The following is a 24,888-nucleotide window of genomic DNA, read 5'->3' on the forward strand; positions in this document are numbered from 1 at the left end:
GTTATCCGCCCCTTGCGAGGCGGAAAGGGGTTATTGGCTTAACAGACCGTTTTTACGCGCCTGGTCTTCCCACTGCGGAATCACCGTTTTGATGAAGTCCTGCTTCTCAGCATTGATTTGCTGCATGTTCAAACCGATCGCCTTCTGGGCTTTCTCTTTCGTCGAGATATCCGGCAGCGGAATTTCATGGGTGATGCCTTTGGTCGCCAGCAGACGGACCAGTTTGGTACGGGCATCGGCCGCTTTATCCATCGCGCTACCCAACATACGCAGACCTTCTTCCGGCGCGTGCATGTGAATCCCGTGCGAGGCGATAGACAGATCCCAGCGCCATTGCGCATGGCGAATATCTTCCAGAATCGGCTTCATTTCAGCTTCCGTTGCGCCCGCATCCCATGCAGCTTTCGCTTCGAAGTGGGCATGTACCAGCTGATCTTCAACCTTGATTTTCAGGTCATGAATCGCTTGTTTACGCTCGGCAACCACTTTTTGCAGGGACGCTTTGTCCTGGGTGTGACAGTTGGCGCAGGTCTGAGGGAAGTTATCGAACGGGTTACCAATTTTATGGTCGGTGTAGATCTTGCCTTCAGCGTTTTGCACTTTCGGCATATGACAGTCGATGCAGGTCACATTGTTCTTGCCGTGAATGCCCGCAGTCCAGGTTTCATATTCCGGGTGCTGCGCTTTCAGCATCGGCGTTTTAGACAAGGAGTTGGTCCAGTCGGAGAACGCAATGGCGTCGTAGTATTTCTCCATGTTCTCAACTTTCATCCCCTCGTCCCACGGGAACTTAACGGCTTTGTTTTTACCGTCGAAGTAGTACTCCACGTGACACTGGCCGCAGACCATGGACTGCTGGTCAAAGCGACCGGCTTTATCAAACGGTTTACCGATGCTTTCCATCGCGCGTTCTGCATAAGGGCGGGACAACGTCAGCTCGGGCTTCCCTTTGGCGAAATCTGCCGAGGCGGTGTTATGGCAATCCGCACAGCCTAAATTGTTAACAATTTCCGGGCCGCCGCGCGCCCATTTACCGTGGAAATAACCGTCTTCGCCGTCTTTCTGGATCAGGCGCGCCACGTCAGGGCTTTTACAGCTCCAGCAGGCCATCGGCAGCGGACCATCTTCTGCAGTTTTTGGCGCGCCGGTACGTAATGTTTCACGGACATCGGTCACCGCGTAGGCATGCCCACGCGGTTTGTTGTAATCACGCGAGAAAGGATATCCCGCCCACAGAATCACCAGTCGTGGATCCTCTGCCAGCGCATCTTCACGTGCGGACTGCTCCGACGTGGCTTTCCATGAGAGGTATTGATCGGGATGCTGAGGGGCGAAGGTTTCATTCTTCGCTTCAACGGTGACGGTTTTTGCGGGTACTGGGGTTTGTTCAGCGTGAACGGCAGAGATAAATAAAAACGGTAATATCAGGCTGAAGAAACGGAGTACGGGTGATTTTGTCCTTGCCATAGGGGGGTCTCATCCAGATGACGCCATTGTCTGCAATGGCGATTCTTTTATTGTTTTCCATAACAGCAACCACACGTATACTGTCATGACATTGCTCCACCCTCTTTTTATCAAAAAACCACACTTAGAATGTTGTTTTTAATCAATTGTAAGTGCATGTAAAATACCACTTTAGAGTTAGTAAACCCCTCCAGCCTCTCACTCTTTGGTCTATTCCCAACACCGATCACCTTTTTCAAACTTCTTCATATAACTGCATGTTATCTCGAGATTTAATCAATTTTTGCTAGTTCTCTTCAAAAATCAGTTTGCCGCTAATTTGCACAATTCGCTTATTGCGTGATCTGCCGCTCAAATCCCAAACAAAACTCCAAACGCCCCTACATTTAACGTTTATGAGACATATTATTAACATCCTACAAGGAGAACAAAAGCCATGAGCCAAATACATAAACACGCTATTCCCGCAAATATTGCGGATCGTTGCCTGATAAACCCGGAGCAGTACGACGCGAAATACCAACAATCTATTACCGACCCCGACACATTTTGGGGCGAGCAGGGAAAAATTCTCGATTGGATGCAACCTTATAGCCTGGTAAAGAACACCTCTTTTGCGCCCGGCAATGTGTCCATTAAATGGTACGAAGACGGCACGCTGAATCTGGCAGCGAACTGCCTTGACCGTCATCTACAGGAAAACGGCGATCGCACCGCCATCATCTGGGAAGGCGATGACGCAACTCAAAGTAAACATATTACCTATCGCGAACTGCATCGCGACGTTTGCCGTTTTGCCAATACATTGCTGGATTTAGGCATTAAAAAAGGCGATGTGGTGGCGATCTATATGCCAATGGTCCCGGAAGCTGCGGTGGCGATGCTGGCCTGCGCCCGTATTGGTGCGGTGCATTCGGTGATCTTTGGCGGGTTCTCGCCGGAAGCCGTTGCCGGACGTATCATCGACTCAAACTCGCGCCTGGTGATCACCGCCGATGAAGGTGTGCGTGCTGGACGCGGCATCCCGCTGAAAAAGAACGTGGATGATGCGCTGAAAAACCCGAACGTGAAGACCGTTGAGCACGTGGTGGTCCTCAAACGTACCGGCGGAAAAACAGACTGGCAGGAAGGCCGCGACCTGTGGTGGTCCGACCTTATTGAGAAAGCGAGTCCTGAGCATCAACCGGAAGAGATGAACGCGGAAGATCCGCTGTTTATTCTGTATACCTCCGGTTCAACCGGTAAGCCAAAAGGCGTGCTGCACACCACCGGCGGGTATCTGGTTTACGCGGCGACCACCTTCAAATACGTGTTTGATTATCATCAGGGCGATATCTACTGGTGTACCGCTGACGTCGGCTGGGTAACCGGGCACAGCTATTTGCTGTACGGCCCGCTGGCCTGCGGCGCTACCACGCTGATGTTCGAAGGCGTACCCAACTGGCCAACGCCTGCGCGTATGTCGCAGGTCGTGGATAAGCATCAGGTCAATATTCTCTATACCGCACCCACCGCGATCCGTGCCCTGATGGCAGAAGGCGATAAAGCGATTGAAGGCACCGATCGTTCGTCACTGCGTATTCTGGGCTCTGTCGGCGAGCCGATTAACCCGGAAGCCTGGGAATGGTACTGGAAGAAGATTGGCAACGAAAAATGCCCGGTCGTCGATACCTGGTGGCAGACCGAAACCGGCGGTTTCATGATCACCCCGCTGCCGGGCGCTACCGAACTGAAAGCCGGTTCGGCAACACGTCCGTTCTTCGGCGTGCAGCCGGCGATTGTCGATAACGAAGGCAACCCGCTGGAAGGCGCGACCGAAGGCAACCTGGTGATCACCGATTCCTGGCCAGGTCAGGCGAGAACCCTGTTTGGCGATCACGATCGTTTTGAGCAGACCTACTTCTCCACCTTCAAGAATATGTACTTCAGCGGCGACGGCGCGCGTCGTGACGAAGACGGCTACTACTGGATAACAGGACGCGTGGACGACGTGCTGAACGTTTCCGGCCACCGTCTGGGGACGGCTGAAATCGAGTCGGCGCTGGTGTCGCATCCGAAGATTGCCGAAGCCGCGGTAGTGGGTATTCCGCATAATATTAAAGGCCAGGCCATCTACGCCTACGTCACGCTGAACCACGGCGAAGAGCCAACACCTGAGCTGTACGCTGAAGTGCGCAACTGGGTGCGTAAAGAAATTGGCCCGCTGGCAACGCCAGACGTGCTGCACTGGACCGACTCACTGCCAAAAACCCGCTCCGGCAAAATTATGCGCCGTATTCTGCGCAAAATTGCGGCGGGCGATACCAGCAATCTGGGCGATACCTCGACCCTCGCCGATCCTGGCGTGGTAGAGAAACTGCTCGAAGAGAAGCAGGCTATCGCGATGCCATCATAACCCTAACCGTGAAATGCCCGATGGCGCGCTGCTTATCGGGCCTACAGGTTCAGCATCCCTTGTAGGCCGGATAAGGCGTTAGCCGCCATCCGGCAAAATAAAAAATCCCCCTACCCTCTCTTCATCGGGAGGGAAATTATAAAACCTCCCCCAAAGGATTTCGTGTTGCCGGACTGCGACAGCTAACAGGTCATGCCTGCAGTGTGAAAGACAAAGGGGACCTCTGGAGAGCTCTGCGATGAATGACAATATTTATCAGCGGATAGAAGACAGTGCGCGTTTCAGGGAGTTAGTTGAAAAAAGGCAACGGTTTGCCGCTGTACTATCCATCATCATGCTGGTGGTTTATATCAGCTTTATTTTACTGATTGCCTTTGCGCCTGGCTGGCTGGGGACGCCGCTACATGCGGGAACCAGCGTCACCCGGGGTATTCCAATTGGGGTGGGCGTGATCCTCATCTCCTTCCTCCTGACCGGAATCTATATCTGGCGGGCTAACGGTGAATTCGATCGTCTTAACAATGCGGTTCTGCACGAGGTTAAAGCATCATGAAGAGAGTCCTGACGGCGCTAGCCGCCACGCTGCCCTTCGCCGCAAATGCGGCGGATGCTATTAGCGGTGCAGTCCAACGCCAGCCAACCAACTGGCAGGCGATTGTTATGTTCCTGATTTTCGTCATCTTTACGCTCGGCATTACCTACTGGGCGTCTAAGCGCGTGCGTTCGCGTAACGACTATTACACCGCGGGCGGTAACATCACCGGTTTCCAGAATGGGCTGGCGATTGCGGGCGACTATATGTCGGCGGCGTCGTTCCTCGGGATTTCCGCGCTGGTCTTTACCTCTGGCTATGATGGGCTGATTTACTCACTCGGCTTCCTGGTCGGCTGGCCAATCATTCTGTTCCTGATTGCCGAACGTCTGCGTAACCTCGGTCGCTACACCTTTGCGGACGTCGCCTCTTACCGTCTGAAGCAGGGGCCTATCCGTATTCTGTCGGCCTGTGGTTCACTGGTGGTGGTCGCGCTGTACCTGATCGCCCAGATGGTGGGTGCCGGGAAGCTTATCCAACTGCTGTTCGGTCTGAACTATCACATTGCTGTGGTGCTGGTTGGCGTACTGATGATGATGTACGTGCTGTTCGGCGGCATGCTGGCCACTACGTGGGTGCAAATCATCAAAGCCGTGCTGCTGCTGTTCGGCGCCAGCTTTATGGCCTTCATGGTCATGAAGCACGTCGGCTTCAGCTTCAACAACCTGTTCACCGAAGCGATGGCGGTACACCCGAAAGGCTCGGCGATTATGAGCCCGGGCGGATTGGTGAAAGACCCAATATCGGCGCTATCGTTAGGCCTCGGACTGATGTTCGGAACCGCGGGTCTGCCGCACATTCTGATGCGTTTCTTCACGGTCAGCGATGCCCGCGAAGCGCGTAAGAGTGTGTTCTACGCCACCGGCTTTATGGGTTATTTCTACATCCTGACCTTTATCATCGGTTTTGGCGCAATCATGCTGGTCGGTGCAAACCCGGCATATAAAGACGCGGCTGGCGCACTGATTGGCGGCAATAACATGGCGGCGGTGCATCTGGCCAACGCGGTGGGCGGTAACCTGTTCCTCGGCTTTATCTCCGCAGTGGCCTTTGCCACCATTCTGGCCGTGGTTGCTGGTCTGACGCTGGCGGGTGCCTCGGCGGTCTCTCACGATCTGTACGCTAACGTGTTCCGTAAAGGTGCTACCGAGCGTGAAGAACTGCGCGTGTCGAAAATCACCGTACTGGTACTGGGCGTGATTGCCATCCTGCTCGGCGTGCTGTTTGAAAACCAGAACATCGCCTTTATGGTCGGCCTGGCGTTCGCTATCGCGGCAAGCTGCAACTTCCCAATCATCCTGCTTTCCATGTACTGGTCACGACTGACCACGCGTGGTGCCATGCTGGGCGGCTGGTTAGGTCTGATAACGGCAGTGGTGCTGATGGTGCTTGGCCCAACGGTATGGGTGCAAATTCTCGGTCACGAAAAAGCCATTTTCCCGTATGAATACCCGGCGCTGTTCTCCATTAGCGTGGCGTTCCTCGGTATTTGGTTCTTCTCTGCCACCGATAATTCCGCAGAAGGTAATCGCGAGCGTGAGCAGTTCCGTGCTCAGTTCATCCGTTCCCAGACCGGGTACGGCGTAGAGCAAGGTCGCGCGCACTAATAGATCTCCTCCCCGACTTCACCGGTCGGGGAGTGTTCGGCACAGATTCAACCTGCGGTAAAACTCGCCACCAGACGGAGTTTTCCATCAATTAGCTTAAACAAATATGACGATGCTCCGTCACAAGACTCTGAGAGGCCAGGCCGTTGTTTATTCGCATCGGTACCCTGAGAAAGCCTTAAAACGCCCTCGTCAAATTCCCCCATAGCAGCCGTGTCGCAGGTTCCGTCAACCACGTGACGCTGACCGTTTTCTTCATAATAAAACGTGCCGTCTTCATCACCCGGAAAGTATTTCCGTTTCTGCTCTTGTGCCGATAGCGCGTTTATCCGGTGTTCTTTGATTTCCAGAGTGTCAGGGTTAACATCAAGACTACTCAAGATGTGTAAACCCTTAATAATCTGCGACGCATTTTTATCAAACACCGCCTCGGTAAGCTGATCCGACTGAGATGATTGTGATTCATCGTAAGGAATAAAATCATCAAGGCTGCCCGGTAATGGGAATACAAAATAAGACTTTAATGCGGCAACGTTTTTCTCACTCAGCGCCTGCTGGAACTGTTGAAACTGAATCAGCGCGCTTTTCTTTTGTTCGGGCGTGTTGAGGGGGGTAACATCTTTCACATCATCAAGGATGAGCAAGACAGAGGTAAAGTGGAGGCCAGTTTGGGCATACATCGTTTTCCCGGTCAGGATGACATCTTTTCCCAGAGAAGGAGCAAGATCGGCGTAACCAGGCTTACTTTTTCCCATCAAAATAAGCTGTACTAGCGGTACACTTTCACTCTCACCGGTAATATCACACTCAAAAGGTTGATCCAACTTTAGATAATCATAAGTTACCGCTTCATCGCCGTCCTTGATGCTTTCGTAATTTGGCGGGCCGGGTAGCGTCTGTTGTATCAATGTTCCCTGAAGTACCACCTTTTGGTCCTCATCAGGACACCAGGCCATAACGACCTGGCTGAACAGGAGAGCAGATAACCACAAATATTTCACACTGAATATCCTTACACTGGCCAACGGAATTAATAACGATTGTAAAATATGAGCGTAAGGCTAAAAAGCGTTCATGGGAAAATCAGAATATCGACATCTTCTCCGGTCTTTTTCGCTGGGGATCACAGTTTTCTCTCTCCAACGTATCCATCACTGTTGATAGCGCTACAGTACCAAAATGAAATTGAAACACTGTTTTTATTACATAAACACGTTAATTCATTTTGAGAAAAGAGGATGCGATGAAGAAATATGCCCTGGTAGGAACCGGCGGGCGAGCGGGCCTGTATATCTCAGCGATTGGTGGGCAATGGAAGGAAAACGCCCGGCTGGTCGCCTTTTGCGACACCAACCAAACCCGTATGAACTACGCGAATCAGCTATTAAAAAATGAGGGGGCCGCTCCGGTATCCACCTGGAAAGCCGCACAGTTTGAAGACATGATCCGCGAAACCCGCCCCGATGTCATCATCGTGACCACTATGGACCGCACCCACGATGACTATATCGTGCGGGCGCTGCACGCGGGCTGTGATGTGATCACTGAAAAACCGATGACCATCGATGAGAAGCGCGCCCTGCGTATTCTCGACGCCATTGAAGAGACCGGACACGAGGTGCGCGTCGCCTTTAACTATCGCTATGCTCCGCATCACAGCAAGGTACGCGAGCTGCTGATGAACGGTGCCATTGGCGACGTCTTTTCGGTTCACTTTGAGTGGTTACTGAATACCGAACACGGCGCCGATTACTTCCGCCGCTGGCATCGGGAAAAGCGCAACAGCGGCGGCCTGCTGGTGCATAAATCAACCCATCATTTTGACCTGATGAACTTCTGGCTGGACAGCTATCCACAGCGTGTTTATGCCGAAGGCAGCCTGCGTTTCTACGGAAAAGAAAATGCCGAACGCCGCGGTGTGACGCAGTTTTATCCACGTGCTCATGGCTATGCGCAGGCCAAGGACGATCCGTTTGCACTGCAAATGGCGGAGAATCCGCAGCTTAAAGCGCTGTATCTGGATGCTGAACACGAAGACAACTATTTCCGAGATCAAAGCGTATTCAGCGATGGCATCACCATTGAAGACACACTGTCGGTGCTGGTGAAGTATCAAAACCAGGTACAGCTCACCTACTCGTTGAACACTTATCTGCCGTGGGAAGGACTGAACGTGGTGTTTAACGGTAGCGAAGGTCGCCTGGAGATGAAGATCGTGGAGAAATCATACGTCAATGCAGGCGGGGCGAGGGAGAACGAAGGCAGCCTGGAAAGCTGTGATATTACCGTTTTCCCGATGTTCGCTGCGCCCTGGCAGGCCGACTTCACGCTGGGCGAAGGTGGCCACGGCGGCGGTGATAACGCGATGCTGGCCGATCTGTTTGGCGAGCCGCGACACGATCCGCTGCAGCGAGCCGCCGACCATCGCGCGGGCGCCATGTCAATTCTGACCGGCATCGCCGGGAATCGCTCCATGCAGCAGCAGCGCCCGGTAAATTTTAAAGAGTTTGAACTGATTTCACGGCTGAAATAGCGTACGGGCCGCTGGTCAGAACATCAGCCTCGCGACCAGCGGTGCCACCAGCACCATCACCACGCCGGAAAGCATCATTACCAGGCTGGCAATCACCCCTTCCTGTTGGCCAAGCTCATAGGAGCGCGCGGTGCCTGCGCCGTGCGACGCCGCACCAAACCCAGCCCCTTTCGCCATTCCTTCACGGATGGAAAGGCGCAAAAACAGCATGTCGCCCACCGCCATACCGAATACACCGGTGATCACCACAAACAGCGCCACCAGATCCGGTTGCCCGCCCAGCGGCTCGGCCGCCGCCAGCGCAAATGGCGTGGTTACCGAGCGCACCGCCAGGCTGCGCTGGATTTCATCGGGTAACATAAACAGACGCGCCAGCCATACCGAACTGGTGACGGCCACCAGCGTTGCCGTCACCACGCCTGCCGTCAGCGACATCCAGTGACGCTTAATGACCGCGAGGTTATCGTAAACCGGCACGGCAAATGCGATGGTCGCCGGGCCCAGAAGCCACATCAGCCAGTGCGATTCACCAATATAGTTTTGCCAGGAGATATGCCCGAACACCAGCATCAGCACCAGCAGCGCGGGCGTGAGGACCAGCGGCATCAGCGGCAATGTCCGAAAACGACGATACAGGCGCTTGTTGGCAAAATAGATACCCAGCGTAATCACCAGACACAACACGCTTAACTGGAAATTACTCACGGTTTAACCTGCTCATTTCATAGCGATACACTTTATCAACCACCCACGCAGTGGCACCGAGCACCATCAGCGTGCTGATGGCAATAACGGCAAAAATGCGCCAGCCATCCACCAGCAACAGGTGCGTATAGTTCACCACGGCAACAACCGCCGGGACAAAAAACAGCAGCATTTCAGCCAGCAACCAACGGGCGCCTGCGCGTATCCAGCTAAGCGGGATCACCCTGCACACAATCAGCGCCAGCATCAGTACCATCCCGACCAGGTTGGCGGGAAGCGGCAAATGTAGCCAGGAGACAAGATATTGAGCAAAAACAAATAAACCTGCGTACAACAGAACCTGAACGGGGACCTGGAGTCGATGAATAACCGCAGGCGTCACGCGGCTAATCGCCACAGCCATGAGGGAATGTCCGTAAAAAAGAGAGAGCGCCAGTATAGAGACCCTCCCCCAAGGACTGAAATGAATTAAACTCATTGCAGGCATAGTCTTAAGGAATAATCATGGATATCAGAACGCTGCGATATTTTGTTGAGGTGGTTCGCCAGCAGAGCTTTACCCGCGCGGCAGAGAAGCTGTTTGTCACCCAGCCGACCATCAGCAAAATGTTGAAGAACCTTGAAGACGAGCTGAACTGCACGCTGCTAATCCGCGACGGGCGGCGATTGTTGTTGACCGATACCGGACGTATCGTCTTTGAACGCGGCCTGGCAATCCTCGCCGAATTCCGCCAGCTTGAGGCAGAACTGAGCGATATTAACCATCTGAATAAGGGGATCCTGCGACTCGGTATCCCCCCGATGGTCGGCATGTTAATGGCCGGCCCCATCAGCCTGTTTCGCCAGCGTTATCCCGGCGTTGAGCTGAAAATATCAGAATTTGGTGGCTTAACCGTCCAGCAGGCAGTGATGAACGGCGATCTGGATGTGGCGATGACGGCGCTACCGGTCGAAGAAGAGAGCGGTCTGGCGACCTTGCCGCTTTTCAGCCATCCACTTTGCGTGCTGGTGCCGCGCTCCGGCCAGTGGACAACCTGTGATTCTATTTCCCCCGAGGCGCTGGCCGAGCACCCGCTGCTAATCTACAACGAAGATTTCGCCCTAAGCCGTCAGTTGCTGGAGTTGTTTAGCCAGCACCACGTCAAGCCACGCATTGCGGTACGCAGCGGACAGTGGGATTTCCTCGCTGCGATGGTACAAGCCGGGGTTGGGATCGCCATTTTACCAGAACCCATTTGCCAAAAACTGGATAAGCAGACGCTACGCTGGATCCCGCTGGAAAGCCATTTACGCTGGCAGTTGGGCATGATCTGGCGCGAAGGCGTGTATCTGTCGCACAGCGCACAGGCGTGGCTAAAATGCTGCGAAGGGTTTTGGTTAACGCAGGAGACGTAAGTTGCCGGATGGCGGCGTAACCGCCTTATCCGGCCTACAATTGCGTTCCGTAGGCCTGATAAGCGTAGCGCCATCAGGCACGTTCACCAGCACGGAGGTCCGTTATCTCACCTGCCCAGTTCTCCGGATACAACCCCAATTTAACATCACGATGAAACGTTGAAAAAGGCCATGACTTCACCTGCTGCGCCCAACCATGTTTCACAGGATTAATATAAATGTAATCCACATGCTGGCAATAATCGCGCACATCCCGGATGGTATGCTCCCAAAAGCGAGGCTGCCAGACATGCTGTGCAGACAACGATCGGGTGAAATGCTTCTTAATCTCCCGCCAGCGGGACGAAAAATCAGCGTCATTTTCAGGCAACGTCCAGATACAATGCATATGCTCAGGCAAAACGACCCACGCATTGATATAAAAAGGTTTAACCTTGTTTACCTCGGAGATAGCACTGCGAAGATGATAGATTTTTGATGTCAGAAGATGGCTTCCGCGGTCTTGTAGATTCACCGTAAAAAACCATGTCCCACCGTTGATGTAGTGACGCCGATAATCAGACATGTTTCCCCCTTTTCTTAACCGTATGGAGAAAAGAGGGAATCGACAAGACAAACAGATCAGTTCAGGAAAGCGGCTCGCAAATTCCGTAATGATAGATTTGCCGGATGCGGCGTAACCGCCTTATCCGGCCTACAATTGCGTTCCGTAGGCCTGATAAGCGTAGCGACATCAGGCGCTACCGTTTATTGATTCTCTATCAGCAGTGCTTCCAGCAAATCCAGATCGTGCAGCAGTTTCTGCAGCGTTTCATTGCTGATTTCACGCGTGGCGCGCAGATGATACAGCTCTGCACGCTCCGAGCGCAGCGCCGCCAGACGGAAACGCCGTTCGAGGTTTTCTTCCTGCATCGAGCTTTCCACGTCGTTTCGCCCATCGGCACGACGGCGCAGGTTACCAATCACCCGCGAGCTCACCTCGGTCAGCAGCTGATTATCAATATTCTCTTCGCTATCCGCAGCCAGACGCTCTTCCATTTTCTGGATGGCCACAATCGCCACTTCCGCCGTCGCGGCACGGGCAATGCGGATCTCTTTTTGCTGCTGCGAGTGATCCGCCACTTCAAGATGCTGCAGCAGGATCGGCAGCATCACCACGCCAACAAACAGCGAGAACAGAATCACACCGGCGGCAAGGAAGATCAGCTCATAACGTGCAGGGAAGCCGCTGCCGTCAGGCAATAATAGCGGAATAGAAAGGACACCAGCCAGCGTGATCGCCCCACGCACACCCGCAAAGGATGCGATCAGGATTTCGCGCGTGGTCCACGAGCCAAACTCCATCGGCTTCTTCTTCAGAAAGCGCATGCTGAAGTTTTTCATGGTCCACAGCCAGCCAAAACGCACCAGCATCAGTGCCGCATAGATCAGCACGATATCGGTAAACAGCATCCACATTTCGACATTCGGATCGGCGTCTGCCGCCGCCAGCGAAGACTCCAGAATACCCGGTAACTGCAGCCCTAACAGCAGGAAGACCATGCCGTTAAACACGAACTCGAGCATGGCCCAGGTACTGTTTGCACGTAAGCGCATCGCCAGCGGAGCACGGCGCATGACACCTGAACGGGTAATCGTCATCCCGGCCGCCACCGCCGCGAGGATCCCGGAAACACCGATATGTTCCGCAATCAGATAAGAGGCAAACGGCAGCAGGAACAACAGGACGATTTGCGTGGCTGGCTCATCGCCACCCCAGCGGCTGAGAAAACGCAGGGAGCGACCGTACAGCCAGCTGACAACAAACCCAGCCAGGATACCGCCGATTGCCACCTTGAAGAATTCAACCGTCGCGCCGCCGACGGTAAACACCATCGTGCCCATCGCCACCGCGACAGCAAACTTGAGTGAAACCAGGCCGGAGGCGTCGTTCATTAACGCTTCGCCCTGCAGGATGCCCATGATTTTCTTCGGGATGCGGCCTTCACCGACAATGCCAGAAAGTGCCACGGCGTCAGTTGGCGACAGCACGGCGGCCAGCGCGAAAGCCGGGATCAGCGGAATACCCGGCACCAGCCAGTAAATCATAAAGCCTATTCCGACCACCGTGACCAGCACGAGCGCCAGCGCAAGGCCGAAAATCTCTCGCCCATGCTCGAGAAACTCACGCGTTGGCGTCTTCCAGCCATCGGCAAACAGCAGCGGCGGGATAAACAGAACCAAAAACAGTTCAGGGTCGAACTCCACATGCAAACCAAACGTCGGCCACGCCAGCAAGGCGCCGATGGCGATCTGCATAAGAGGTAAAGGGAGTTGGAAGGGCAATACGCGAGTCACTACCCCCGACAGCGAGACCACAAGGGTCATGATGAGTATGGTAAAAAAGATTTCCATGCGTTCCCTGTTTGCGATGTTTCTTATGATATGCGACGAGAGGCGTCGTGCCTCAATTCTATCTTCCTCAGAGTAACGCAAAAGACAACGGGATGTGTTCCGAAAATAAAAACGGGCGGCAAAAGCCACCCGTTTTCAGGATCATCATGATGTGAGTATCAGATTGCCCAGCCGCCGGCATAGAAGGCCACCAGCGCGATAGAAATGACTACGGTACCGATGTTCAGCTTACGCCATTCACCGGAAACAATGCGTCCAATCACCAGCGTAGCAAAGCCGATCATAATGCCGGTAACGATGTTACAGGTCAGCACGATGAACACAGCAGTCACCAGACCCGCCATCGCATCCACAAAGTCTGCGAAGTCAATTTTCGCTACGTTGCTCAGCATCAGCAGGCCGACATACATCAGCGCCGGTGCGGTCGCGTAGGCAGGAACCAGATAAGAGAGCGGAGAGAGGAACAGGATCAACAGGAACAGCACGCCGACGGTGATCGCGGTCAGACCGGTTTTACCACCCGCCGCCGTACCCGCTGCGGACTCAATATACACTGCCGCAGGAGCCGCCCCCACCAGACCAGAGAACACGCTGCTCAGGGAGTCGGTGGTTAACGCTTTACCGCCATCAATAATCTGTCCGTCTTTATCCAGCAGATTCGCCTGCCCCGCCACGGCACGGATAGTCCCGGTCGCATCGAAGACGGCGGTCATCACCAGCGCCAATACGCTCGGCAGGACGATCGGGTTCAACGCCCCCATAATGTCCAGGCTGCCGATCAGGGAATTCCCTTCCGCATCGCTCAAAGAAGGCATGGCAAAAATACCGGAAAAATGCACGGTAGGGTCGAAAATCAGGCCAACAACAGAAATACCGATGATGGTCAGCAGGATGCCGCCCGGTACTTTCAGTTTTTCAAGGCCGATAATGACCGCCAGGCCAATCAGCGACATGATCACCGGGAAGGTATCGAAATCGCCCAGAGCAACCGGCAGGCCGTCCAGTGGGTTCTTAATCACCAGCCCAACGCCGTTTGCCGCAATCAGCAGCAGGAACAGGCCGATACCAATCCCCGTGCCGTGCGCAACGCCCTGCGGCAGGTTGCGCAGGATCCAGCTACGGATACCGGTCGCAGAAATAATGGTAAACAGGACGCCCATCAGGAACACCGCACCCAGCGCCACTGGCACGCTAATATGCTGCCCCAGCACCAGGCTAAATGCGGTAAACGCCGTCAGCGAGATAGCGCAACCAATCGCCAGCGGCAGGTTTGCCCACAGGCCCATTACAATAGAACCCACGCCTGCTACCAGGCAGGTCGCTACGAAAACTGCAGCCGGTGGGAACCCGGCTTTACCCAACATCCCCGGAACCACAATGACGGAGTAGACCATTGCCAGAAACGTCGTTAATCCGGCAACGACTTCCTGACGAACGGTACTGCCGCGGTGCGAAATTTTAAACCAGGCGTCGAGTGAGCCGCCGGTACGCGCTGAAGGCGTAGACATAGAAAACATCCCCTGAGAGTTTATTTTTCGTCAATATGCGTGATGGACAATCCACTGCCTGCTAAACGTTTTCTCCATGTGCCAGGTTTGCGCCAAAAGGGGTGTCGCAAAAAAGCAAACGTTTAGCTTCACGCATAAAAAACGGGTGGTAAAAAAAAGCAAACGATTATCCTGCGATCATACGGCGGTTTTCAACAGAACTTTGCCGCTTTTTATGCATTTCTTCTTATAGCGCACAAGAAATAGCCAACCGATGCGCAAACGTTATCGTTAATGCGCAATCTGGCAACAAATTTCGCTGGGTTATTGCAACATGCGCTACTATTTCAGGCGCAAAGTCGCACAGGAAAACAGGTGAAGATGCAGGAAAAATTTCGGCTAAAAAACCGCCAATTGACTGGCAATTGTCCTGGGGTGACTTACAATTACTTTATCAACACAGACCGGAACCTCCACTACGTGCTCGACTGAGGGGTGTTGATGTCGGGGGAAACCCTCCCGTGAACCAGCGGGATAGAGTGAAAGACAAAGACCGGAACCAAACTAAAGCGCCCAGTTGTGGCGCTTTAGTTTTATACCCATCACCGGTTTCAAACTCATCAATCATCTTCCAGCAATCGCGCCCCAGTCCCCTGCTCACCAAGCTGATCGCCTGGGTTACGCAACGGACAATCACTGCGTGACAAACAGCCGCAGCCAATACAGCCGTCCAGCTCATCGCGTAGTGCCACCAGAGTATGAATGCGTCGGTCAAGCTCTTCGCGCCATTGTGAAGAAAGCTGCCTCCACTCCTTCGCACTGAGCGAGTGGCCTTCGGGTAATACGCCCAACGCATCACCAATTGTTGCCAGCGGAATACCAATCCGTTGAGCAATCTTGATGATGGCCACATAACGCAGCACATCTCGTTTGTATCGACGCTGATTACCGCTATTGCGCATGCTGCTGATTAACCCTTTGCTTTCATAGAAATGCAGGGTCGATACTGCCACGCCGCTACGCTTTGCCACTTCACCAGGGGTGAGCAGCGCTTTAATCCGGGGTAATTTCTTTTCCATAAATCGCTTTACCTCAAGTTAACTTGAGGAATTATACTCGCCGACAGACAAAACGACGAATCGAATACTGAGAAAGAGGCTGCCATATGTCCCATCAGCAAATTATTCAGACACTTATTGAATGGATTGATGAACATATCGACCAACCGCTGAATATCGAAGCGGTCGCGAAAAAATCAGGTTATTCAAAGTGGTATTTACAGCGAATGTTCCGTACGGTGATGCGCCAGACGTTAGGCGACTATATTCGTCAGCGTCGACTGCTGCTGGCCGCCGTTGAGCTACGCAATACTGAGCGACCTATTTTTGATATTGCGATGGATCTCGGCTATGTATCGCAACAAACATTCTCACGTGTGTTCCGCCGCGAGTTTGATCGAACCCCCAGCGACTATCGCCATCGTTTGTAGAATTATTGCCCGCCCTGCGTCAGTATGGCGGGCGAGCGCTTAACCCAGTGCATGAACTCCTGCGGCGGCAATGCTTTCGCAAAGTACCATCCCTGACAAAACTGTACGCCGCGCTCCAGCAGCCAGCTGATTTGATCCGCTGTTTCGACCCCTTCTGCAATTGTCTTCAGGTGTAAACTTTGCGCCATTTCGATGATATGTTCGGCAATCATGTGGCTGGTACTGTTGGTGGTCAGCGTACTGATAAACGATTTATCGATCTTCAGAATATCCACATTCAACGAAGACAGATTGTGCAGATTGGAATACCCAGTCCCAAAATCATCAAACGCGACTTCATAACCCGCCTGACGAAATGCCTGAATAACCGGGGTCATCTTCTGCAAATCAATAAATCCGCGCTCGGTGACTTCAACCTTAATTTGCTGCGAACGTACAGAGTAGTCGCGTGATTTTTCAGCAATCAGCGCGATCAGCCGGGATGAATGAAAGTCGGAGGCAGAGAGATTTATTGAGATGTAAAGCTGAGGGTGTGCTGACAGAAAATAGCCCAAATCGTTGAACACTTCTTCGACCACATAATCCGTTATCTTCTCAATCATCCCTTCCTTTTCCGCCAGCGGAATGAATTCTGTCGGACTCATGACCTCACCTTTGCAACCGGGCCAGCGCAACAGCGCCTCGGCCCCAACGCATTGACCATTTTTGATATCAATGATCGGCTGGTAATGCAGGCAAAGCTGGCGTTTTTTGAGCGCGCGTTTTAACAGACGGCGAGGAGAATAGTATTGTTGGCGCGTACGCCACCACATCAATAGGATCAGGATGCTACAGATCACGCCGAAAGGGAGCGTTAATACAGCTTCATGATAGAAATTCTGATCAACGCGATCGTCCGTGGTCGACACAATAACCGCAATGGGCCGCTTTTCTGAATGCACGATGGTATAGAAACGATCGTCTTGCTGGAATGTCGGGGCATCGCCGCGTACCAGCGGCAGTAATTGCGCAACGTTTGACCCTTCACTGGCAGAGAAAAAGCTATCTGTTACCGTATCATAGACACCCCAGGCGAGGTCCGGATCATCAGACATGACCTCGCTGTAGGATAAAGGATTGATAACGACAACGTAGTTTCCTCTTTGCATATACGTCATTCTGTAGCCAGAAAAAAACGGCGTATCGCGATAGTAATAAATGGAGATGTCCGGCGTCCGCTTATAGTCAGCGGTGGGCATAATATATGAGGCTGGCGGCACCATCGACGTTGAGCACAAAAAATGATCGCCCTGCGCATAAATGAGATCGCTGATATATAAACGCCCACGAATAATATTCAGCATACTTTTTTGATGCGCCGGGGTACACATCTCCCCTTGATACAGTTGTGCCATATCACGCGCGAGATCGGCTTGCTGGATCACCAGCTCTGTTTTATTGAGGGCCAGCTGCGCAAAAGTGCGGAGTTGATTGCGGGTTTCGGACGTCGCCCTGACATGAGCAAACCATAACGCCAGTACCACGGGGAGCAATACCACCGTGAGTGTTCCAAGGAACCTCAGCGTCTTACGTCGCGCACTGTGAGTCATGTCAGCCCTATTTCCCTGTATCGTATATGCCAGTACCCATCAAGGCAGGATGCTATAAACGCCGGCTAGTTAAGTTGTATGAATCTATCAACATTCGCAACCGCCGTCTCTATGTAAAAGTCTGATAATAGCGGATGATGATATTCTTTTTCCGTAAGGCAAACTTAAAGTTAAGCTTATTTGAAAATAGCACACTGTAAAAGTCGTAATGTTTTATACGCGTTATACGGGCTTCGCATAAAAAATACATAAATTTTTTTAAAGATTAATTTAGGATAAAGATAACAAGCAGCGTAAATACACCTTCTATTACGAATGATGCATTCGCTCACCACATCCTATAACCACAATTAAATAAAGGCTATTAACCAATAAAAAGAGCGTCCCGCACTGGTGAACAAACGAACAGATGTGATATAGTTCACAAAAATCATGTAACAGAAACAGTGTTTCATTGATGTGCATGCCCGCCGATAGCCAGAGTGCCACACCTGTTGTGAACAACCCCGTGCTGTCCTGGGCATCAAGACTTTTTGAGGACGTTTTTCATGGCAACAATAACAACTGGCGTAGTTCTTCTGCGGTGGCAACTGCTGAGCGCAGTGCTGATGTTTTTAGCCAGCACGCTCAATATCCGTTTTCGTAAATCAGATTATATTGGCCTGGCCGTTATCAGCAGCGGTTTAGGGCTGGTTTTCGCCTGCTGGTTTGCAACCGGATTGCTCGGCATCACCCTGATGGACGTGTCCGCTATCTGGAATAACATCCAGTCTGTGATGGTAGAAGTGATGAGCCATACGCCGCCAGAGTGGCCGATGGTATTAAACTGATCAAAAGAAAGCGTCCGACTGAACTAAAATTTCAATCGGACGCTTATTTTTAGGTTAAGTGAACCCATTCAAAGCTATGAACTACCACTCCATACGGAAACCCGCGTTAACCTGCCAGTTCATATCAATGTCACCTCCCGCCGATCTTTCCAGATCAACATACAACCGGGAGTTATTGTTCTGAGTGAGATGGATATTGGTACCTATACCATAGTTGATCCAGGAGTCACTTCCCCCTTCGCTCACTTTCAGTGCGGCATCTTTACCCCAAACGGTGACATCACGATCGCCAGCAAACTCATGCAGCAAATCCAGCTTCACGTAAATATCGCTATCCGGGCGCGATTCAAACCGATAACCTCCGCGCAATCCAACACGGCCAATAACGCTGTCTATATCGTTTTGACGGACTTTCAACCCACTACTGGTGGTGTAACTGGCCTCATCCAGATAGGTATACACGAGCTGACCTTGCGGTTCGATAAACGTAGAGTTTCCTAAGCTAAACTCGCGACCGTATTCTGCGCTGGCACTGATTGACCATGTGCTGCTATCTGCAAAGCCAGAGTTGCCGTATGTGTTCCTGTAATTGAAGTCACTTTCATGGCGGCTATATTTCAACACCAGATCCAGGTAATCTTGTTTCTCTGGGCGATTCCATGCAGCATAAAGTGAACCACCGTAGTTCTTGTTATCGCCAGTACCATAAGTGAAGTCGGCATTGCCTCTCATGTAATGCGCGGCAATCCCTCGCGTCCAGACAGACGATTCGCCTTCGTCTTTGTTGTCATAACCGAGTTGCCAGAAGCTATACAGGTTTTTGAAGTAGCTCCCAGTATCACTCTCTATTTCACCACCTTTATAGCGTATCCACAGACCATTTTGCTGCTGATCCTGGCGGAGTTCGCCTAAACGCTTATTCAGGCTGTCGATTTCAAGACGAGCGGTCGCCATTGCGTAGTTCAGCCCAGCATTGGCGATCACGGTGTTACTACCTGCGCTGGCTTTCGTCGAAACACCCGTGATATACCAGTTGGTACCGTACTGGCTTTGCGGATCGCCTTCACGGATATCAGAACGCAGCAGTGGTTTATAGTCATACACATACTCGTTCGTAATATCGACTTTATCGTACGCTTCGAATGTCACATTACTTGCCGCATCGGCAACCCAGATATCTTCCTTCAAATCAGTGAGCTTGTTGATATTCAACGCTTCAATCGCATGTGTACCGCCGGTACTACTTTTGACAACTTCAATGAAGTCGCTGCCGTTACGTCGCTGCTCATCCGTTTTATTGGTATTGACATCAATCAGGAAAATACCGTTGTTCCCTTTCAAATCATGAATTTTAACGGTTTCGTTGATACTCTGATTGGTGTGCAGGTTAAAACCATGCAGGTTTACCGTACCGCCGTCTTTCAGGGTGATGGCACTGATTTCCGCATCTTTACCATCGGGGATCCAGTGGGCGTTATTCGCCAGCGTAAGGTTGAGATCGCCGCTCCATTTCCCGGTTGTTGCGTCAAAGAAGTTTGCTTCATGCCCATGCCAGTATGAATCTGCCCCATTAAGCGTAATATTCATCTGGCTTGTATTAGAATAAAGCTTATCACCGAAGTCGAGGTTACCTAATAGATTAACCTTGTTGCCTCCGGCCTGATTAATATTAACGACACCACCGTCTTTAGCACTGACCGCATCACTTTTTGATGAGCCTTCCGGGTAACCGCTATTGTTCTCCAGGAGTTCTTTAAAGTTACTGGCATAGGTATTAATGTAAACATCTCCACCGTTTGCCGTAATGGTTGAACCCGCACCCCGAGCATAGACTCCGTTATTAGCCAGCGTTGCATCTTCGCCCTGTTTGGTGTGCTCAACTTCAGAACGAATGTACACATTGCCGTTCACAGACACATCCGCGCCACCGCCTACATATAACGCAGTATTGTTGTGTGTATACTTATTGCCAATTAGGAAATTATTTTTAAGACTAAAATTGTCGACAGTCACTTTGGTGTCACTGCCTTCTGCAGACAACCCAAAGAAGGCTAACCCGGCACGATGATCCTGCTCCGTGGTCCCGCTAATATTGACGTTGTAATTACCAATATGATACTCACCGCCCTGATCACTCGTGATGTTGCCAATCTTGACCTCAAGACCGTTACCTTCGCCTCGCACAGGATTATCAATTTTAACCGTAAAATCGTAGTTGTTGTCGCCGGCAATCGTATCTTTGATGCTGATACCAGGGAGCTCGGGGTCCTTACCGATATAGTTCAGTGTATAATCTTTAGCGAATGCTGCCCCAGAATATAGCGCATTACTAATGCTCACCGACAAGGCTAAAGGCAATATTACCTTAGCGTTATTCTTCCATTGATACATATATAGACTCCGAAGTACAAAAGAATATAGAAATATCAAGACGACTATCAAATCCTCATTAATAAAAAGAGATCGGAGAGCAATACACTTGTATCAATGATGAATTGACAATCTCAGAGCATTATTTAATGCGGTACATCACGCTGTCAATATTTTTTGAATCATGAAACAAATAACTTCGCAATAGTTTATTTAAATTTGATTACTATCAATGTTATTAATTGCATATATTAAAATAGTAATTATAAACAATGATTATATTTCGTTTTTTCCTTGCAAAATATTCGAATATTATATGTGAGAAGATCGCCAAATACAAAAAAGCCCCAAAATGGGGCTTTTCATTCATTACGGTAATAATCGTTAAATCACGATCAGAATGGAATGTCGTCGTCAAAGTCGATTGGCGGTTCGTTAGACGGCGCTGCCGGAGCGGACTGCTGCGGACGAGACTGTTCACCGCCGCTGAACTGGTTGCCACCCTGCGGCTGCTGAGGCTGACCCCAACCACCCTGTTGACCGCCACCTGCATTACCGCCCGCCGGTGCACCGCCGCCCTGGCGACCACCCAGCATTTGCATGGTGCCGCCGACGTTCACAACAACTTCAGTCGTGTACTTCTCGACACCTGACTGATCGGTCCATTTGCGGGTACGCAGCTGACCTTCAATGTAGACCTGAGAACCTTTGCGCAGATATTCGCTGGCGACTTCCGCCAGTTTGCCAAACAGCACAACACGGTGCCATTCAGTCTGCTCTTTCATCTCGCCGGTCGCTTTATCACGCCAGGATTCGGAAGTAGCCAGCGTAATGTTGGCAACTGCACCACCATTCGGCATATAGCGTACTTCCGGGTCCTGGCCCAGATTACCGACGAGAATCACCTTGTTTACGCCTCTGCTGGCCATGATCGTGTCTCCTGAAAAACGTTTCTTAATAAGTGTAAGCGCGGGATTGTAGCATTTCCAATAGCGCTTTTACTACGTTGAGAGGTGGATTCCAGTAAACAACCTCAGCCAGACATTGTTACACAGACACCTGCGTTTTGCATTCCAATACTGTATATCCATTCAGGTCAGGTTGTGTCATAATTAACCGTTTGTGATCGCCGGTAGCACCATGCAGCCAGGCAAAAAAGCGTTTAATCCGGGAAAGATGAATGGATAAGATCGAAGTTCGGGGCGCCCGCACCCATAATCTCAAAAACATCAACCTCGTCATCCCGCGCGACAAGCTGATTGTCGTCACCGGGCTTTCGGGCTCAGGCAAATCCTCGCTGGCTTTCGACACCTTGTATGCCGAAGGGCAGCGTCGTTACGTTGAATCGCTTTCCGCGTATGCGCGTCAGTTCCTGTCGCTGATGGAAAAACCGGATGTCGACCACATTGAGGGGCTGTCGCCAGCCATCTCAATTGAACAAAAATCGACATCCCATAACCCGCGATCCACGGTAGGTACCATTACCGAAATTCACGACTACCTGCGCCTGCTGTTTGCCCGCGTCGGTGAGCCGCGCTGTCCGGATCACGACGTACCGCTGGCAGCGCAGACCGTTAGCCAGATGGTGGACAACGTGCTGTCACAACCGGAAGGCAAGCGCCTGATGCTGCTGGCACCGATCATCAAAGAGCGCAAAGGCGAACACACGAAAACGCTGGAGAATCTGGCAAGCCAGGGTTATATCCGCGCCCGTATTGACGGTGAAGTGTGTGACCTGTCCGATCCACCAAAGCTGGAGCTGCAAAAGAAACATACCATTGAAGTGGTCATCGACCGCTTTAAAGTCCGTGACGACCTGTCACAGCGTCTGGCGGAGTCTTTTGAAACCGCGCTGGATCTCTCCGGTGGCACGGCGGTGGTTGCGGATATGGACAACCCGAAAGCGGAGGAGCTGCTCTTCTCCGCCAACTTTGCCTGCCCGATTTGCGGCTACAGCATGCGCGAGCTGGAACCTCGCTTGTTCTCGTTCAATAACCCGGCGGGCGCATGTCCTACCTGCGACGGTCTCGGCGTGCAGCAGTATTTCGACCCTGACCGCGTGATCCAAAACCCAGAGCTGTCGCTGGCTGGCGGCGCGATCCGTGGCTGGGATCGCCGTAACTTCTATTACTTCCAGATGCTTAAGTCACTGGCAGAGCATTATAAGTTCGACATAGAAGCCCCATGGGCCAGCCTGAACCCAACGGTTCACAAAGTGGTGCTGTACGGTTCCGGCAAAGAGAATATCGAATTCAAATATATGAACGACCGCGGCGATACTTCCGTACGTCGTCACCCGTTTGAAGGTGTGCTGCACAATATGGAGCGCCGTTATAAAGAGACGGAATCCAGCGCGGTACGCGAAGAATTATCTAAGTTCATCAGCAACCGACCGTGCGCCAGCTGTGAAGGCACGCGCCTGCGTCGTGAAGCGCGCCACGTGTTTGTTGAGAACACACCGCTGCCTACTATTTCTGACATGAGCATCGGTCATGCGATGGATTTCTTCAACAATCTCAAACTTGCCGGTCAACGGGCGAAGATTGCGGAGAAAATCCTTAAAGAGATTGGCGACCGCCTCAAGTTCCTGGTTAACGTCGGTCTGAACTACCTGACGCTGTCGCGTTCGGCCGAAACGCTCTCCGGCGGCGAAGCCCAGCGTATCCGTCTGGCAAGCCAGATCGGTGCGGGCCTGGTCGGCGTAATGTACGTGCTGGATGAACCGTCCATCGGTCTGCACCAGCGCGATAACGAACGCCTGCTGGGTACGCTTATCCATCTGCGCAATCTGGGTAATACCGTGATTGTGGTTGAGCACGATGAAGATGCGATTCGCGCCGCTGACCATGTGATCGATATCGGTCCAGGCGCGGGCGTCCACGGTGGACAGGTGGTGGCGGAGGGTACGCTCAATGACATTATGGCAGTGCCTGAGTCACTAACCGGCCAGTATATGAGCGGCAAGCGCAAGATTGAAGTGCCGAAACAACGCGTGCCCGCTAACCCGGAAAAAGTGCTGAAGCTCACCGGTGCGCGCGGCAACAACCTGAAAGATGTCACCCTGACGCTGCCGGTTGGCCTGTTTACCTGTATTACCGGCGTATCCGGTTCCGGTAAATCAACGCTGATAAACGACACGCTGTTCCCGATTGCTCAGACCCAGCTCAACGGCGCCACGCTGGCTGAACCTGCACCTTATCGCGACATTCAGGGGCTGGAGCATTTCGATAAAGTTATCGACATCGACCAGAGCCCCATTGGTCGTACGCCACGTTCCAACCCGGCAACCTATACCGGCGTATTTACGCCCGTCCGCGAACTGTTTGCTGGCGTGCCGGAATCACGCGCGCGCGGCTACACGCCGGGGCGCTTTAGCTTTAACGTGCGCGGTGGACGATGTGAAGCCTGTCAGGGCGACGGCGTAATCAAAGTTGAGATGCACTTCCTGCCGGATATCTACGTGCCGTGTGACCAGTGCAAAGGCAAGCGCTATAACCGCGAAACGTTGGAGATCAAGTACAAGGGCAAGACTATCCACGAAGTGCTGGATATGACCATTGAAGAGGCGCGTGAGTTCTTTGATGCCGTCCCGGCGCTGGCGCGTAAACTGCAAACGCTGATGGACGTTGGCTTGACTTATATTCGCCTTGGGCAGTCCGCAACAACCCTTTCTGGCGGCGAGGCCCAGCGCGTGAAGCTGGCGCGTGAGTTATCAAAACGCGGTACAGGACAAACGCTGTACATCCTCGATGAGCCGACTACCGGTCTGCACTTTGCGGATATTCAGCAGTTGCTGGACGTGCTGCACCAGCTCAGGGATCAGGGCAACACCATCGTGGTCATTGAGCATAATCTGGACGTGATTAAAACGGCCGACTGGATTGTCGATCTCGGTCCGGAAGGGGGTAGCGGCGGCGGAGAAATCCTGGTTGCCGGTACGCCGGAAACGGTTGCAGAGTGTGAAGGCTCACACACCGCCCGCTTCCTCAAACCACTGCTGTAGTTACTCATGCCCGATGGCGCAAGCTATCGGGC

General features: G+C 52.2%; 19 protein-coding genes. 8 read left to right on the forward strand and 11 right to left on the reverse strand.

The window, feature by feature from the left end; translation table 11 throughout:
- Positions 1 to 30 precede the first annotated feature (30 nt).
- The gene (nrfA, locus tag AC3ITF_RS20610; RefSeq protein WP_096758690.1) at positions 31 to 1,467 is read right to left on the reverse strand and encodes an ammonia-forming nitrite reductase cytochrome c552 subunit; all 1,437 of its coding nucleotides are present in this window, start codon (positions 1,465 to 1,467) and stop codon (positions 31 to 33) included.
- A 436-nt stretch (positions 1,468 to 1,903) separates the two neighbouring features.
- On the opposite strand from nrfA, the gene acs reads away from it, so the two are divergent.
- The 3 genes from acs (at position 1,904) to actP (ending at position 6,061) form a co-directional block, all read left to right on the forward strand.
- Positions 1,904 to 3,862: an acetate--CoA ligase gene (acs, locus tag AC3ITF_RS20615; protein WP_115259691.1), complete on the forward strand. Its 1,959-nt coding sequence runs from the start codon at positions 1,904 to 1,906 to the stop codon at positions 3,860 to 3,862.
- A 238-nt stretch (positions 3,863 to 4,100) separates the two neighbouring features.
- On the forward strand, positions 4,101 to 4,415 hold the full coding sequence (locus tag AC3ITF_RS20620) for a DUF485 domain-containing protein (RefSeq protein ID WP_096758693.1): 315 nt from the start codon (positions 4,101 to 4,103) through the stop codon (positions 4,413 to 4,415).
- On the forward strand, positions 4,412 to 6,061 hold the full coding sequence (actP, locus tag AC3ITF_RS20625; protein WP_096758694.1) for a cation/acetate symporter ActP: 1,650 nt from the start codon (positions 4,412 to 4,414) through the stop codon (positions 6,059 to 6,061). The genes AC3ITF_RS20620 and actP overlap by 4 nt, the downstream gene beginning before the upstream one ends.
- A 47-nt stretch (positions 6,062 to 6,108) precedes the next feature.
- Here actP and AC3ITF_RS20630 read toward each other — a convergent pair whose 3' ends face one another.
- Positions 6,109 to 7,062 (reverse strand): DUF4431 domain-containing protein, encoded by a 954-nt coding sequence (locus AC3ITF_RS20630; protein WP_181218302.1) that lies wholly within the window; start codon positions 7,060 to 7,062, stop codon positions 6,109 to 6,111.
- A gap of 242 nt (positions 7,063 to 7,304) precedes the next feature.
- Between AC3ITF_RS20630 and AC3ITF_RS20635 the strand changes: the two genes are divergently transcribed.
- On the forward strand, positions 7,305 to 8,594 hold the full coding sequence (locus AC3ITF_RS20635; protein ID WP_115259692.1) for a Gfo/Idh/MocA family protein: 1,290 nt from the start codon (positions 7,305 to 7,307) through the stop codon (positions 8,592 to 8,594).
- A gap of 15 nt (positions 8,595 to 8,609) precedes the next feature.
- Here AC3ITF_RS20635 and AC3ITF_RS20640 read toward each other — a convergent pair whose 3' ends face one another.
- Together AC3ITF_RS20640 and AC3ITF_RS20645 are read right to left on the reverse strand one after the other, a co-directional pair.
- The gene (locus AC3ITF_RS20640; RefSeq protein ID WP_115259693.1) at positions 8,610 to 9,299 is read right to left on the reverse strand and encodes an LrgB family protein; all 690 of its coding nucleotides are present in this window, start codon (positions 9,297 to 9,299) and stop codon (positions 8,610 to 8,612) included.
- On the reverse strand, positions 9,292 to 9,702 hold the full coding sequence (locus tag AC3ITF_RS20645) for a CidA/LrgA family protein (protein ID WP_115259694.1): 411 nt from the start codon (positions 9,700 to 9,702) through the stop codon (positions 9,292 to 9,294). The genes AC3ITF_RS20640 and AC3ITF_RS20645 overlap by 8 nt, the downstream gene beginning before the upstream one ends.
- 101 nt (positions 9,703 to 9,803) lie before the next feature.
- Between AC3ITF_RS20645 and AC3ITF_RS20650 the strand changes: the two genes are divergently transcribed.
- Complete coding sequence (locus AC3ITF_RS20650; protein WP_096758697.1) at positions 9,804 to 10,694, forward strand: LysR family transcriptional regulator; 891 nt, start codon at positions 9,804 to 9,806, stop codon at positions 10,692 to 10,694.
- 73 nt (positions 10,695 to 10,767) lie between these two features.
- Here AC3ITF_RS20650 and AC3ITF_RS20655 read toward each other — a convergent pair whose 3' ends face one another.
- The 4 genes from AC3ITF_RS20655 to soxR form a co-directional block, all read right to left on the reverse strand.
- On the reverse strand, positions 10,768 to 11,259 hold the full coding sequence (locus AC3ITF_RS20655; protein WP_181517651.1) for an REP-associated tyrosine transposase: 492 nt from the start codon (positions 11,257 to 11,259) through the stop codon (positions 10,768 to 10,770).
- Between the two features lie 182 nt (positions 11,260 to 11,441).
- Entirely contained in the window at positions 11,442 to 13,088 is a 1,647-nt protein-coding gene (locus tag AC3ITF_RS20660) for a Na+/H+ antiporter (protein WP_096758699.1), read from the reverse strand.
- Between the two features lie 158 nt (positions 13,089 to 13,246).
- Positions 13,247 to 14,596, reverse strand: a complete 1,350-nt coding sequence (ghxP, locus tag AC3ITF_RS20665) for a guanine/hypoxanthine transporter GhxP (RefSeq protein ID WP_096758700.1) — start codon at positions 14,594 to 14,596, stop codon at positions 13,247 to 13,249.
- A gap of 599 nt (positions 14,597 to 15,195) precedes the next feature.
- Complete coding sequence (soxR, locus tag AC3ITF_RS20670; RefSeq protein ID WP_096758701.1) at positions 15,196 to 15,654, reverse strand: redox-sensitive transcriptional activator SoxR; 459 nt, start codon at positions 15,652 to 15,654, stop codon at positions 15,196 to 15,198.
- Positions 15,655 to 15,740: 86 nt separating this feature from the next.
- Here soxR and soxS point away from each other — a divergent pair, with 86 nt between their 5' ends.
- Positions 15,741 to 16,064 (forward strand): superoxide response transcriptional regulator SoxS, encoded by a 324-nt coding sequence (gene soxS / locus AC3ITF_RS20675; RefSeq protein WP_096758702.1) that lies wholly within the window; start codon positions 15,741 to 15,743, stop codon positions 16,062 to 16,064.
- Positions 16,065 to 16,066: 2 nt separating this feature from the next.
- Here soxS and AC3ITF_RS20680 read toward each other — a convergent pair whose 3' ends face one another.
- Positions 16,067 to 17,653 carry an EAL domain-containing protein gene (locus AC3ITF_RS20680; protein ID WP_115259698.1) on the reverse strand — a complete coding sequence of 529 codons (1,587 nt, stop codon included), beginning with the start codon at positions 17,651 to 17,653 and terminating at the stop codon, positions 16,067 to 16,069.
- Between the two features lie 548 nt (positions 17,654 to 18,201).
- Between AC3ITF_RS20680 and AC3ITF_RS20685 the strand changes: the two genes are divergently transcribed.
- Entirely contained in the window at positions 18,202 to 18,483 is a 282-nt protein-coding gene (locus tag AC3ITF_RS20685) for a YjcB family protein (protein WP_096758704.1), read from the forward strand.
- 81 nt (positions 18,484 to 18,564) lie between these two features.
- On the opposite strand, the gene AC3ITF_RS20690 is transcribed toward AC3ITF_RS20685, so the two are convergent.
- Together AC3ITF_RS20690 and ssb1 are read right to left on the reverse strand one after the other, a co-directional pair.
- Positions 18,565 to 20,874, reverse strand: a complete 2,310-nt coding sequence (locus tag AC3ITF_RS20690; RefSeq protein ID WP_489175986.1) for an autotransporter outer membrane beta-barrel domain-containing protein — start codon at positions 20,872 to 20,874, stop codon at positions 18,565 to 18,567.
- A 374-nt stretch (positions 20,875 to 21,248) separates the two neighbouring features.
- Entirely contained in the window at positions 21,249 to 21,782 is a 534-nt protein-coding gene (gene ssb1, locus AC3ITF_RS20695) for a single-stranded DNA-binding protein SSB1 (protein WP_489175987.1), read from the reverse strand.
- Positions 21,783 to 22,033: 251 nt separating this feature from the next.
- On the opposite strand from ssb1, the gene uvrA reads away from it, so the two are divergent.
- Positions 22,034 to 24,856, forward strand: a complete 2,823-nt coding sequence (uvrA, locus tag AC3ITF_RS20700) for an excinuclease ABC subunit UvrA (RefSeq protein ID WP_181506321.1) — start codon at positions 22,034 to 22,036, stop codon at positions 24,854 to 24,856.
- Positions 24,857 to 24,888 lie beyond the last annotated feature (32 nt).

It is taken from the genome of Citrobacter sp. KH_055_1, from assembly GCF_057838705.1.